Source organism: Vibrio sp. VGrn 2, assembly GCF_009361695.1.
GTDB lineage: Bacteria > Pseudomonadota > Gammaproteobacteria > Enterobacterales > Vibrionaceae > Vibrio > Vibrio diabolicus.
In genome coordinates, this window is the sequence record NZ_RBWD01000007.1 from 114,801 (window position 1) to 128,673 (window position 13,873).

The window sequence follows — 13,873 nt, forward strand, 5'->3', positions numbered from 1 at the left end:
CCACAATTAACATTTCAACCGTTGACGAGTTTAAACGGTTCGGTTTAGCTAGGTTTAATTAGCTTAGATATTGATATTACTTCATCAATCAGGAGATTACGGTGAGTCTAATTCCAAGAACGGAAAGAGCGGCATTTTTAATTCGGCCAACAACATACGGTCAATCCGTACTTGGTGCGCCATTACTGTATTTTCCGGCACAAGTCGAAAGTGCTTCGCGAGGTTTGATTTTGGCAGGCACTCACGGGGATGAGACGGCCTCGATTGCAGGTTTGTCCTGCGCGCTAAGAAGCTTGCCAGCTGAAAGCTTACGACATGATGTGATTCTGTCACTGAATCCAGACGGCAACCAGCTAGGCACACGCGCAAATGCAAACCAAGTGGATCTCAATCGCGCGTTTCCAACCCAAAATTGGACTGAGCATGGCACCGTATATCGATGGAGCTCTCAAACACCCGTTCGAGACGTAAAGGTGAAAACAGGCTCTAAAAACCAGCTAGAGCCAGAAGTTGGCGCATTAATTAACTTGATTGAACTGCGCAGGCCAAAGTTTGTAGTGTCGTTTCACGAACCGCTTGCGTTTGTAGATGATCCCAAACATTCCAACCTTGCCAAATGGCTCGGCGAGCAGTTTCAGCTGCCAATCGTGGACGATGTCGACTACGAAACACCCGGCTCATTCGGCACTTGGTGTAGTGAACGTGATTTACCTTGCATCACGTTGGAGTTACCGGCAATTTCTGCCGATCTCACCATTGAAAAGCATCTCCCCGCCTTTATTGCTTTGCTGATGCACGATCCGGATCTTTAGTCCGCTGTTGGTTAAGTGATCATGTGAGGATCTGTTTGATGTCGGTACTGATATCGCTGATCAACTGACGTGCACTTTCGTCTCTTTGCTGAACCAAGATGATAAACAGCAAATCGGTGATCACGTTTTGCGCGGTGCGTGAAGCAATGGATGAGCTGCGATGTTCCGTTTCATTTGCAATCGTATCAAACGTAATATCGGCAATACCGCGCAAGCGACTTCTCCCAGGAGCAGATAACGCAATCACCTTCGCGCCCTGCTCTTTTGCCGCTTCTGCCGCGACGAGAATTTCTTTGCGTTCGCCCGAATACGAAATCGCAATCTGCACATCTTCTGAAGAGAGGGTACGAGCAACAGCAATCTGCACGTGGCTGTCTTGTTCGGAAAGCGCCGTAATACCGAGTTTAAGCAGTTTAAAGCTTAAATCCTTCGCGGTCAGGGCTGAGCCCCCAATCCCGACCACTTGCACTCGACGCGCCTCACTCAACCATTTCACCGCTTGGTGACAAGCTTCATAAGACAGCGCATTGGTGGTTTGAAACATAGCATCTGTTTTTGCTTTCACCAGTTTCTGTGAAATAACCGCGATAGGATCATCTGCCAAAATATCACTGTGCAACGGTGTCGACTGCATCGCATGCTTACGGCCAATCTCTTCATTTAGAGCTAACTTAAACTCGCTGTAGCCTTTAAAGCCAATACGCTGAGTAAATTTCACAATGCTCGATTGACTCACTTTTACTTGCGCCGCAAGTTCTTGGCTAGTGAGCAGCGCCGCCTTTTCTGCGTTTTCAACAATCCAATCGCCGACCAAACGACCACTTTGCGAAAGCTGAGTACGCCTCGCGACTATCTTATTGATAACTAACACAACAAAAACCTCAAAAAATTTAAATAAATTATTCCAAAACAAAAATAATTGGAGTTTGATTTAACTCCATGATCATTCTAACCAAGCCAGTTTATATCGGATGTAATGGACGTATATTTTCTCTCATTATTCCAAATTTCTCCTGCACAAAGAATAACCTCAAGTGTGATTTTTATCACCAAAACAGAATATTTTATTCCATAGAATTGCCCTCAGATTGAACATTACGAAGAGTGTAAAACATGAAAATTGATTTAAGCCGATTGATGACAGAAAGCCGTAATCCAGCCAGTGCAGAGATTGATACGCTTTCGACCATCGAGATGCTACAAGTCATTAATGAAGAGGATCAAAAAGTCGCGCTCGCGGTCAAAGCAGTGCTACCACAAATTGCAAAGACGGTTGATGCAATTACTCAAGCGTTCGCCAATGGTGGCCGTTTGGTTTACATGGGAGCTGGCACATCAGGCCGCTTAGGAATCCTTGATGCGAGCGAGTGTCCTCCTACCTACGGCACGCATCCAGACATGGTGATTGGCTTAATTGCTGGTGGACACCAAGCGATTTTGAAAGCGGTAGAAAACGCCGAAGACGACGCGCAAATGGGTCAAGACGACTTAAAAGCGCTTCACCTCACCAGCCATGACGTGGTTGTAGGCATTGCAGCGAGTGGCCGTACACCTTATGTACTAGGTGGTTTGGAGTACGCTAAATCCATCGGAGCTACGACCGCATCTATCGCCTGTAATCCAGAATGTGCCATGGCAAAAGCGGCCGACATCGCGATTCTGCCGATTGTTGGCGCAGAGGTCGTTACTGGATCTTCTCGCATGAAAGCCGGCACCGCACAAAAACTGGTGTTAAACATGCTCACGACAGGCGCAATGATTCGTAGCGGTAAGGTATTTGGTAACTTAATGGTGGATGTAGAGGCCACCAACGCCAAGCTCATCCAACGCCAAACCAACATTGTTATAGAAGCAACTGGCGCATCAAAAGAAGAAGCAGAGCGAGCATTAAATGCCTGCGATCGCCACTGCAAAACTGCCATCTTAATGATTTTGGCCGATTTGGATGCTGAGCAAGCCAAGTCTCGCCTCACCGAGCACAACGGTTTTATTCGTGCAGCACTAAATAATAACTAAATAGCCCGAGTCCTGAAGGATAGTCCCTATGGCCAAAATTACCTCTAACACAGTATCGCAATTGCTCGCCGCAGTGGGTGGCAGTAACAACGTAAGTAAGTGCGGTAACTGTATGACGCGTTTGCGTTTATCGCTCGCCAACAATGGCTTGGCTGATCAGTCAGTTATCAAGCAAATTCCCGGCGTAATGGGTGTGGTGGAAAGCGATGAGCAGTTTCAGATCATTCTCGGTCCTGGAAAAGCTCAACAAGCGGCTGAGATGATGAATCAACTGATCGACAGCTTAACCTCTGGTGACAGTGAAGAACCAGATATGCCGCAACAAGATCTTTCTGCCGTCGCAGCCGAGCAGAAAAAACAGATGAAGAGTAAGCAAACCAGTGCGGTTCAGCGTTTTTTAAGCAAGTTTGCCACCATCTTTACGCCGTTGATCCCAGGCTTTATTGCCGCTGGTTTGTTGCTAGGTTTTGCGACGTTATTGGAACAGATGTTTGTTCTCGACCAGACACCAAGCCAGTTTATGTTGGATTTGATCGCCTACATGAAAGTCTTTGGTAAGGGTCTGTTTGCTTTCCTAAGTATTCTGATTGGTTACAACGCGCAGCAAGCGTTTGGCGGCTCTGGTGTTAATGGTGTCATTCTCGCCTCTTTGTTCGTGCTGGGTTACAACCCAGAGGCGACATCCGGCATTTATTCTGGCATGAACGAGTTTTTCGGCTTTGCGATTGATCCGCGCGGCAACATTATCGGCGTACTTTTGGCGGCGATCATCGGTGCGCAAGTCGAGCGTAAGGTTCGTCAATACATGCCTGATGATCTGGACATGATCTTAACGTCCGTTATTACTCTATTGATCATGGGTGCGGTAACCTTCTTGATCATCATGCCGATCGGCGGCGAGCTGTTTAAAGGGATGTCTTGGTTGTTCCTCAACTTGAACGATAACCCATTAGGCGCTGCAATCTTGGCAGGTTTGTTCTTAATTTCTGTGGTATTTGGCATCCACCAGGGTTTTGTTCCAGTGTATTTTGCATTGATGGAAGCACAGGGTTTTAACTCGCTGTTTCCTATCTTGGCGATGGCTGGTGGCGGTCAGGTTGGCGCGTCAATGGCGCTGTATTTCAAAGCCAAAAAAGACGCTCTACTACGCACTCAAGTTAAAGGCGCTATTATTCCGGGTCTTCTAGGCATTGGCGAACCATTGATTTACGGCGTGACATTACCACGCGTAAAACCATTCGTTACCGCTTGTATTGGTGGTGCTGCAGGCGGCTTCTTTATCGGTTTAGTTTCTTACCTTGGCTTGCCAGTTGGTCTTAATACGGTGTTTGGCCCGTCCGGTATCGTGGCGATTCCTCTCATGACATCTGAAAATGGCATCTTCCCGGGCATGATGGTGTTTGTTGCTGGCCTGCTTATCTCTTACATCGTCGGCTTCCTCGCGACTTACTTCTTTGGCTGCAAAGACGTCGATTTAAGCTAAATCATTCTTCCCCTATAGGAATGGACTAGCTCGCGCCCTTGGCAAACAAGGGCGCACCCTCTCTCTACTTCACGACAATTTTTCTTATTCCGTTACTCGGAAGGGGCTTTGTCGTACCTAAAACAATAGAAATGAAAGGTCGTTAATCATGAAAAAGCACATTTTGACTCTACTTCTCCCAACATTGATGGCATCAAACGCAATGGCAGCACAGCTGTATCAAGCGGAAGATGGGTCAGTTTTAAATATTTACTCTCGTCTTGGTTTCAATGTCACCAGTAAAAATGATGAGCACGGCGATACAAATGGCGAGTTTGATGGCCGTATTGGTTTAAACGGTTCACAAACCATCAACGAGTACGCGTCGATCATCGGCCAAGCGCAATACCAAGTGGGTGCCGCTGAATACGCAAACCAAGTAAACGACAAACCGTCTCTGACCGCACGTTATGTATGGGCGGGGATTGATGCGAAAGATTATGGTCGCATTACTGGTGGTCGCGTGGCATCTGGATTGATTATGTTTACCGACATTGGTGATGTGTTCGCCTCTTCCGATGTTTCTATGGCGCGCCAAGCGAATAAAGTCGACAAAACCGCGACGCAAGTTTTCCGTCAAGATGGCACGCTGCAATACCAAAACAGCCTAGGTAATTTCGACTTTTCTGTCGCGTACATTTTAGGAAACAACACTTCTGAGCTTGAGTACGGTTACAACGCTGCACTGCGTTATACGCTAGACATGGGGAATTTGGGTACCTTGGCACCAGTGGTGGCGATGCAGAAAAATAAAGGTGATGCACGTGAAAGCAACGACACCGCTTACACATTCTGGGGCGCAGGTACACGTTACTACCTAGGAGATTTGATGTTGGGTGCGTTGTACTCGGAAGATGAACTAGAGGGTTATTACTCACAAACTAGTACCGACAAAGTGATGGAACTGACGGCGGTTTACAGTGTAAATGACAAATGGACACTGCGTGCTGGTTATCGTTCTTTAGAAAACAGTGATGGTGACGAGCTAGAGCTGAAAGATACAACGCTAGAAGTGCAATACAAACTGACGCCTCGTTCTTCTATCTACACAAACTACGTTGATCGTAACGGCTCGCGTGGCTACAGCAATGGACAAGAAGTCTCGTTTGGCGGTGCGCACGCAGACGAAAGCTACTACCACTTAGGTCTGCGTTACGAGCTGTAAGCACGATACTTAATGTAAGTTAGCTGAATCCATGAGCTTCTTCTGTGTCCGGTCAGTAGTTATTGCCTTTAATGCTGATTTGAAGAAGCTCACCCTCGTAATATGTTTTCTTCGTTACCTGTTTTGACCAACACGCCTGCATCAGGAAAACTGGTGACAGTGTTTTCGCATTCCTTTGCTTCCTCAATTGTTGCTAAGTTTGTTGTCGCTATTCGCCGACAGAATATATGTTCCTAAAGTGATCAATGAACGCTCGCGTTCGTCTTGGTAAGTGCTCACGTTTTGGGTAAAGCAGATAAAGCGGCAAAATCGCATCCGTTTGCCATTCTGGCAGCAAACTCACGAGTTGTTCTTTTTGTGCAGGGTCGAGTTTAGCCAGTGCAAATTCATCTAGCATGGCTACACCACAACCCGCCAAAGTAGCATCCAACATGGACTGGACAAGATTAAAACTCAGCATACTTTCTAACTCAATGCTGCACTGCTGTTGAGTTTGCTTATGCGTAAACGTCCACTTATCTAACACCAAGTCGCGACTTTTATAAAGGATGTGCTCTAAGTCACCAAGCTCCTCTGGCGTACTTACATTTGGTTTATCAGCTAAATACGAGCGGTGAGCGATCGGTTTACAGTGTAAAGCGCGTAACTGATGGCCGACGTATCCCTCAGGAGGAGTATCGGTAAAGTAGAATGCGATATCAAACCCAGCTTCAATCAAGTCGAGAGGTGTCTCTGTGAAGATCACTTCGACGCTCACTTGTGGATGTTGCAATCGAAACTCGATCAATGTTTGGCTGAGTAACGCGGCTCCGAAAGAAGCAGACGCCGCTATTCTCAATTTTCCCGATACGATCTCGTTTGCCATGACTTGCTCATTGATCTGCTCAGCGCCTTCGAGCAGTTGCTTTACCTGCTGATAAAACCGCAAACCATCGTAGGTCAAATTAAACTGGCGCGTAGTTCGCTGAATAAGCTGCACCGACAATATGTCTTCAAGCTGTTTAAGTTGCCGACTTACATGCGCATTCGAACAATTCAGGCGCTTTGCTGCGCCAGCAATACTTCGTTCCTCACACAAAGCGACGTAAAGTGGTACGTAGCTGAGCCATTTTATTTCCATACAGTAATTCTGAATCTCTAAAATCAAACTACTGGAAATAATAGAAAGCCTCTAAACTCTGTACAACCTAAATTTGAAAGGATGAGTTATGAGTGTTTTCGACACGTGGTTAAAAGGTCAAGTCATTAAAGATCACATCACTAATCCCAATATCATCGTTGGCGATTACAGCTATTACTCGGGCTTCTATCATCAAAAAAGCTTCGAAGAGCAAGCGGTACGCTACTTGTTGGGTGACCCCGTCACACTTCAAGAATGGCAAAGTAGAGAACCCGATAGCATCGACAAATTAATCATTGGCAAGTTTTGTTCCATCACTTCTGGAGCCACCTTCATGATGGCAGGAAACCAAGGTCATCGCATTGACTGGATTTCGACCTTCCCCTTCTCTCCTGAAGAATTTGGAGAAGGCGTACAAGACGGTTTCGAGCGTGCCGGAGATACAGTGGTGGGGAATGATGTTTGGATTGGCAGTGAGGCGATGATCATGCCCGGAGTAAACATCGGCGATGGAGCCGTCATCGGAGCACGCGCCATAGTGACGAAAGACGTGCAACCTTATTCTGTGGTGGTTGGAAACAACCAAGTCGTACGTCAACGATTTAGCGATAAAGAGATTGAAACTCTACTCAATATCCAATGGTGGAACTGGCCAATAGAACATATTAAACAAGCAATGAAAGTAATGTGTAGCAGCCAAGTCGGTGCGCTTGCGGACTACTATCAAGAGCACATTGTCGATTTGTAGATAAAAAAAGCCCACACATCTTGTTGCGACGTGTGGGCTCAGTGAGTAAGAAAGCTTAAACCGCAGCGACGTCCTCTTCTTCCAAGTTCGCCGAGACTTTAATTTCGTATTGATTGAAACGGAACGAACAACCGCCATGAGTGCGCTTTGTCGTTACTTGTTCGTCGCCAAACTGCACCGTCACGCGAGTGAAGACACGCTCTTTGGCTTCGACAATATTTTCTTCTAACGCGACTTCAAAGTCGTGTTCCGTTTGTTCTAGCTTTTGCTTTATCGCTTCAAGCTGCTCGTTGTTTTGTGTTTTCATCACATCAATCTGAGCTTGTTCTTCGTCGGTACGTTCGGCTTTAGGACGTTTCTTAAATTCGAGCTCTTTACGAATCACATCCATCGTTCCTTCTTGAGCGTGTTTGTATTGATCTTTGAGCTCTGCTAATCGCTCCTTAAATGCAGAATAGCGTGCGAACGCTTCTACCTTAGTGGCGGTGTCGCCTTCTACGCCCAATTGTAAGCACACCACTTTGCCACCGACTTTTACATCTCCGCCGCTGAGCGTGCCGTTCCTACCGTTCGCATCTAGCACCGTCAGATTGCGCCCACAAACAATATCGTTATTCATGCTGTGCACCGCCAACTCAATATCTTCGCCGGCTTGCAAATCACAATATTGGGCGTAGCTGGCACGAATCGAACCTTTGGCTTTGACGTGACAACTCTTTGGCTGGCCATCACTCACGGTGTGGCCAATGATCCCTTTACCAACTTGGATGTCGTCTTGCGCTTGTACGTCAGCCGATTCAATGAAGCCGCCTACAGTAATAGAGCCCGTCGCTTTAACAATCATGCCAGATTCAATGTTGCCACCGATAATCACATTCCCTTTGAATTTCACGTGGCCTGTATTCACGCCAACGCTATTGAGGCAGAGTGCGTTATCAACTTCGATGGTTTTGTCTTTAATTAGAGGCGTACCGGATACCGATGCAATCAATAGGTTTGGGTCGTGCTTGCTTATCTCGGTGCCCTTGCCTGGCTTCATTGGGCTGTCTTTTCCAGCTTGTGGAGGAATCACTCGCCCTTGAACAGTAAAACCTGGCGTACCTTTGGTCGCAGGCGTGCGACGCATCACCTCATCGCCTACGTCAACCGCGATAGTTTCACCGAGGTTACGTAAATCAATTTTGTCGCTAGCAGATTGGCCGTCTTTGGGTTTGAGGATGCGTTTGGTGATGTCTTTAACGAGAGGAGTAAAAAGAGCGTCTTTGCCTTTGATAGGTTGCTTACCAACCGCTACAGGTTGAGAAAAAGTTTCGCCAGGTTTGAGCTGAGTGCTGACAACCAACACTTTCTTCAAAGCCAGTTTGTTGATGCCTTTCGAAACTCGCGCTTGAGCAAGAGCTTGAACAATCTCGGGGCCACGTAAACCTCGGCCTCCGTACGCACCGACAACGTTCATACTGGCGAGCATGTCATTATTCGACAATTCGACCTCAACTTGTGCGTTGCGTTTTTCTGCAATGACGATGCCTTCGTAAGCTTCGGCTTTACGTTCTTTGGCGCAGTTAATGAATCTAACGACTTCCCCCTCTACAACAAACAGCTTTTCTGCGTTCATTGCGACGAGCTGCTCGTTTAATTCATTTTGATTTAGCTCACCACCGAGATCCGCTTCCCCCGGAAGACGGGCTATCACCTTGGTCTTATCTTCAGACAACTCAAGACACAACTTCCACATACCCTTACCACTTTGCTTCCCATCAACACTTTCAGTCTAACCAAATCCGTTTTCTGAACAAACCTCGCATTTCTTATTATAGGGCTCACGTCACTAAAGAAAGTAATCCATCAATAACGGTTAAACAGATATTAAGAGAGCATTTCGATTTAACCTAAAGCTCAATCAAAATACACACTGAAATAAAAAGGAGCTGGATTTACAGTGTAAAATCAGCTCCTAATAATTTCATTTACAGTGTAAATCTCACCTTATTGTTTACAGTGTAAATCGTTCCAAATGTGCTTTACTTCGTCCCTTAGCTGCTGCTCAACTTGCTTTCTTCCAGGTAGCCCAAATTGCTGAGCACATTCAGTCCAACTACGGTTAAGAAAAAGCTTACTGATCATCAAGTCGGAAGCGGAGTTCAAACCTAAGTTAAGTAACCACTGCTGAAGCCAAGCAGACACGGACTCATAACTGTTACCACCATCAGCATAGCATTCAATTAGTAATAACTTAGCGGGATGAAGTGGACTCATTCCCAAAGGTTGCGGTAATAGAGCTCGAAAAATTGAGGCTTCTAATTTTGGATAGACGTCAGCCACATTGTTAGACAACATTTCTTCAAATAGCGCCTGAGATTCATCGACCCAAGCCGTCTGTTTGGAATCACAAGCTTTGACCATCAAGACTGAATAACAACCGCTAGCAGCATCGCGCATTGATCCTAAGCGAATTGCACGGAAGTTCGATTGTCGCCAAAAATGGACCAATTCTTCAGTCGCACCGAAACTCGTGGATAAGTAAGCAATGTGTTTAGCAGCCATTTGCTCAAGTTTCTGCAGCATTTTTTGACCAATGCCTTTTCCTTGCAATGCTGGATGAACAGCAATTCTCATGACTCGCAGCGTCGATAGCTTCGCAACATTGGGGAATCCAAGGTGGTTTGCAATCGTAACTGGGGCTAAGTGTCCTTTAGGACGACGCTTACCAAGCTGAATTTCTTCAACCAATTCAGCGTCAAGCCCCCCCTCTTCGACCGCTAATATTACCCCCACAACCGCATTATCTTGCTTAGCAAAATAGAGCTGACTGTTGTCGTCTTGCAAAAGGTGAATCAAATCATTCGGCGAGGTCTGATAATGAGCATTAACCAAAAGAGCGAAGCACTCGCGCAGCAAACTAGGCTGCGATATCAAATCGTCCTTATCGGCTTTAGAAAGGGAAATTGAGTCGACCTGGTTAAGTTGATGGTGCGTTAACTCCGCATCCAACAAAAACGCGTCATAGAGCCATGATTCGAGCGCATCATTCATGCTCCAGCGGATGGGCTGTGTCATGTGCCACGTTTTCATTCCCGAACGCTGTTTCTGAAGCCAATCAACAAATTTAATCGTAAAGCCCCGGCCACAACCTTCATAACCGTGAATAGTCGTAGAAAAAACGAGTCGATGATAATGTTCGGTAATGCTTTTGAGCATAGGAACTGGAATTGCAGCCGCTTCATCGACAAGTAACAAATCACATTCAGGTCGGCTCGATAGAAGTTCGTCAGGAGCAATAAATTGAATGGCTCCCTGCCCTAATTCTAATCTGTCCTTCTTAATACGCTGTGCGTTAGGGAGTAAACGTAAAGCATGTTGGTAAACAGGCTCAACGGCTTTTATAGATGGTGCCGTAATTAAGATTCTAAGTGGCTTCTGCTGTAATAAGTTCGCACACGCAATGCCGAGGGCACTTGTTTTCCCCCGCCCACGATCAGCGGTCAAAATTAATGGTCGCTTTCGATGTCCTGTCACCACCTTTTCAATTAGAGAAATGGCATGTTCTTGTTCCGTGTAGTGGCTTTCTTTTTCTGCTTGCTTGATGTCTGGAGCCGTTGGCAATGGTTTGTCTTGCTCAATAACAACGAGCTTCTCCCATTGTTTGTGCATCCATTGCTGAGCAAAGTTCGTAGGCTGTCGCGGCTCAGTAATGATAATAAGAAGGCCACCGCCAACCAATGAGCCAAGCGCGGCGGTAAAGCTATTTGCGTCAAAACCATTTCGAGCATCAAACAATAGAACGTCACACTCTCTGCCTAACAACATGTGCCCTTGTTTAGGCGAAACACTGTATGCGTTTTCCAAACCAAAATCGCCGACACAAAACCAACGTTGATACATCTGTGTTTTATGGAACTCTGACACCAATGCATCTTGCCAAGAAGACTCGCCTTGAATAACGATGCCGAATCTTTGGAAAGATTGGTGAGCTTGTTGTTGAAGTGATGAAAGGAAATCAGATTGTGTCTGCATTTTGTCTATCCAACGTTGAACTGACGCAATGGTATCACATCTTTAATTTGACGCTTCTCAGATATAAAAAAACCGCCCGGAGGCGGTTGATTCAATCATCTTTTGTTATTGCAGCTTGTTTTGCACAAAGGCAAGAATCTCTTCCATCAAGCTGTCGTCAACTTTCTTCAAGTTCAACGCCAGACTGCTACCTTTTCGGCTGTAGCTTGCTCGACCTTTTACTAAGTCGACTTTTTCGGTCTTCTTGCCAGGTTTTGCTGGTGCAAGCTCAGCAATCCAGTTTTCGATGCTTTCCGTGACTTCTTTTGTCAGACGAGCAACGCCTTGAGCTGTGCTTCGCTGCCATAAAAAGCCTTCGCTAGAGCGACACTTATCTAACAGCTCTTGCTGCTGCTCTGGCGTCAACGTTGAAAACTGTTTGTGCAGTTTCACGATAGTTGGACGACCAAGATCGCCGACATTGGGATACGCTTGAAGCAGTTCTAACGGTAATGCCGCCGCTTTTAAAGCGCCACTTACCAACGCTTCACTGCACTGGAACATTTTCGCCAATGCTTTCTGATCTTCAGCTTCACCACTATCTAGTTTAGCCTGCATCTCTTTACCTTTTTCGTACAAAGAGAGCGGCTTGTGAGCATTTGCCACATCAGACAAAAACTTTGCATGGTCAGTATTGATGTTGTCAGCAACATAAACCAAAAAATCTTGCTCCGCGAGGATACAAGACATGCGACGACGGCTACCATCTAAAACTTCAATCTTGCCATCTTTAGTTCTACGACCCACCGCTGGATATTGTTGGCCACGCTCTTTGAGTGTGACTAAAACATCAGATAAAGCATGTTCGTTTAAGAACGATTGCTCACGAGCGTTATCAACAAACACCGTTGTTTCTGTCGCGACTTTCTCTGCAGGAATACGAACAAGTTCAAACTGAACAATGTTTTCACCTGCGACAGCTAGTTCAATCGTTTGAGCTTTTTCTTTTGCCGCGGTTTGCGCCTCTTGTGGAGTCACAACACGACGTTTATTCGTTTTGCCAAATAATTTCGCGTTTAATTCAGACGTTTTCAAAGCCATTTACTTATTACCCCTGATTCAATGACGGCCAATTAGAATGCAGCACACGCTCTAATTCCAGTGCGCTTTTATGAACAGCATCTTGTGCGGTGGCTAGCGTCTTCTTACCGCCTTCAAAATCGCTTACTGTCAGATCAAATACTGTGCTGTAGGTATCGGCACAGGTTTCAAACGCACGGCTACGAGGGATAGTAGCCATCATAACTTGGTCACCTAGAAGATAGTTCATTTCAGTTAAAACAGAAACTTGCTTCTTATTGTCGTCCTCAAACATGGTTGGCATCAAGCGAACAAACTCAAGACCATTCCAGTCTTCCGGAAACATTTCATATACCGTAGGCAAATGCTGGAAGAAGTTTACTGTTGAAGCCCAGTCCAGACGCTTAGCCGCACAAGGGATTAACAACGCATTTGATGCATACATCGCATTCCATACTAGTGGGTCAACGTGTGGGCCGGTATCAATCATGATGATATCGAAGTCATCAGCAATTTTATCAATCAGTTGCTCTTTTAGCAGACGAACGATATCGAGTGATGGATCTTCAGATAGCGTTTGCCATGCTTCAGCATTAAACATCGCGTCTTCTGGAAACGCTGAAATCGACTTTAAGTTCGGGTATTGCGTTGGCAGTAATACGTTTTTACGCAAAAATTCACTGTCAATTTCTACACCATCAGGCACGTTACCCAACATAATGTCTACAGCAGAATAGATATTGTCATGCTCTGCCATGCTGATTTGCGGGTTGAGGAATAAACGTAACGAGCCTTGTGGGTCTAAGTCGATTAAACAAATACGGTATCGTTTATCCAAATTTAGCGCTAAACATGCCGCTAAATGAACCGCGGTCATTGATTTACCTGTACCGCCCTTTTGGTTCTGCACATTAATAATCCAAGGTTTGTTACCTGAATTCTTTTTACGCTCATGAAATTTAGGCACTTCAGCCGCATCCATGAGCATGTGTGCTTCTTCTAACGTAATTGAATAATGATTCGCGTTGTTTTTGGTAAATTGATGCCCAGCGGCTTCCATTTTACCAATCGCGTCGTCGAGCTTACGGCGAGTTAGACCAGAACGGGTTTCCATCATCGCTTTCGACATTGGTGGGAAGTAGTTATCGCTTCGCTCTTCTAAAACAATTTCAATACGGTCAGCTTGAACCTGCTGAGTCAGCTCCGCTAACTCAAGAAGGTTTTCAATCGTTTTTTCTCTTTTCATGCCAAATTCCGTTGGAAGGATTTATAATTGCAATTGTACAGCAGTAAAGACCAAATACAACAAAAAGGTGCACAAACATTTTGAATAACCATCACATAAAAAAACACTCAAATCGACGCTTTTATGATTTATGGTAAAAAACATAACTATTTTTAATTAAATAATCTTCGA

11 protein-coding genes are annotated in these 13,873 nt (G+C 45.6%); 5 read left to right on the forward strand and 6 right to left on the reverse strand.

Features of this window, described 5'->3' with window-relative positions; all coding sequences use genetic code 11:
- Positions 1-101 precede the first annotated feature (101 nt).
- Positions 102-812 (forward strand): murein tripeptide amidase MpaA, encoded by a 711-nt coding sequence (gene mpaA / locus D8S93_RS13460; RefSeq protein ID WP_319803000.1) that lies wholly within the window; start codon positions 102-104, stop codon positions 810-812.
- 19 nt (positions 813-831) lie between these two features.
- Here the strand turns inward: mpaA and D8S93_RS13465 are convergent, their stop codons facing one another.
- Positions 832-1,683 carry an SIS domain-containing protein gene (locus tag D8S93_RS13465; protein WP_140073523.1) on the reverse strand — a complete coding sequence of 284 codons (852 nt, stop codon included), beginning with the start codon at positions 1,681-1,683 and terminating at the stop codon, positions 832-834.
- A 242-nt stretch (positions 1,684-1,925) separates the two neighbouring features.
- Here D8S93_RS13465 and murQ point away from each other — a divergent pair, with 242 nt between their 5' ends.
- The 3 genes from murQ (at position 1,926) to D8S93_RS13485 (ending at position 5,515) form a co-directional block, all read left to right on the forward strand.
- A complete protein-coding gene (murQ, locus tag D8S93_RS13475; RefSeq protein ID WP_152813689.1) occupies positions 1,926-2,828 on the forward strand; it encodes an N-acetylmuramic acid 6-phosphate etherase in 903 nt (300 codons plus the stop codon).
- A gap of 28 nt (positions 2,829-2,856) precedes the next feature.
- A complete protein-coding gene (gene murP / locus D8S93_RS13480) occupies positions 2,857-4,311 on the forward strand; it encodes a PTS N-acetylmuramic acid transporter subunit IIBC (RefSeq protein ID WP_152813691.1) in 1,455 nt (484 codons plus the stop codon).
- A gap of 148 nt (positions 4,312-4,459) precedes the next feature.
- Positions 4,460-5,515, forward strand: coding sequence for a porin (locus D8S93_RS13485; RefSeq protein ID WP_152813693.1), 1,056 nt, complete (start codon positions 4,460-4,462; stop codon positions 5,513-5,515).
- A gap of 208 nt (positions 5,516-5,723) precedes the next feature.
- Here D8S93_RS13485 and D8S93_RS13495 read toward each other — a convergent pair whose 3' ends face one another.
- Positions 5,724-6,635, reverse strand: a complete 912-nt coding sequence (locus D8S93_RS13495) for a LysR family transcriptional regulator (RefSeq protein WP_152813695.1) — start codon at positions 6,633-6,635, stop codon at positions 5,724-5,726.
- Between the two features lie 88 nt (positions 6,636-6,723).
- On the opposite strand from D8S93_RS13495, the gene catC reads away from it, so the two are divergent.
- Positions 6,724-7,383 (forward strand): type C chloramphenicol O-acetyltransferase, encoded by a 660-nt coding sequence (gene catC / locus D8S93_RS13500; protein WP_152813697.1) that lies wholly within the window; start codon positions 6,724-6,726, stop codon positions 7,381-7,383.
- Between the two features lie 55 nt (positions 7,384-7,438).
- On the opposite strand, the gene D8S93_RS13505 is transcribed toward catC, so the two are convergent.
- The 4 genes from D8S93_RS13505 to D8S93_RS13520 all read right to left on the reverse strand — a co-directional run bounded on the left by D8S93_RS13505 (position 7,439) and on the right by D8S93_RS13520 (position 13,702).
- On the reverse strand, positions 7,439-9,118 hold the full coding sequence (locus tag D8S93_RS13505) for a DUF342 domain-containing protein (RefSeq protein WP_152813699.1): 1,680 nt from the start codon (positions 9,116-9,118) through the stop codon (positions 7,439-7,441).
- A gap of 251 nt (positions 9,119-9,369) precedes the next feature.
- Complete coding sequence (locus tag D8S93_RS13510) at positions 9,370-11,397, reverse strand: tRNA(Met) cytidine acetyltransferase TmcA (protein WP_152813701.1); 2,028 nt, start codon at positions 11,395-11,397, stop codon at positions 9,370-9,372.
- A gap of 105 nt (positions 11,398-11,502) precedes the next feature.
- On the reverse strand, positions 11,503-12,477 hold the full coding sequence (locus D8S93_RS13515; RefSeq protein WP_006740903.1) for a ParB/RepB/Spo0J family partition protein: 975 nt from the start codon (positions 12,475-12,477) through the stop codon (positions 11,503-11,505).
- 7 nt (positions 12,478-12,484) lie between these two features.
- Complete coding sequence (locus D8S93_RS13520; RefSeq protein WP_005374503.1) at positions 12,485-13,702, reverse strand: AAA family ATPase; 1,218 nt, start codon at positions 13,700-13,702, stop codon at positions 12,485-12,487.
- Between the last annotated feature and the right edge of the window lie 171 nt (positions 13,703-13,873).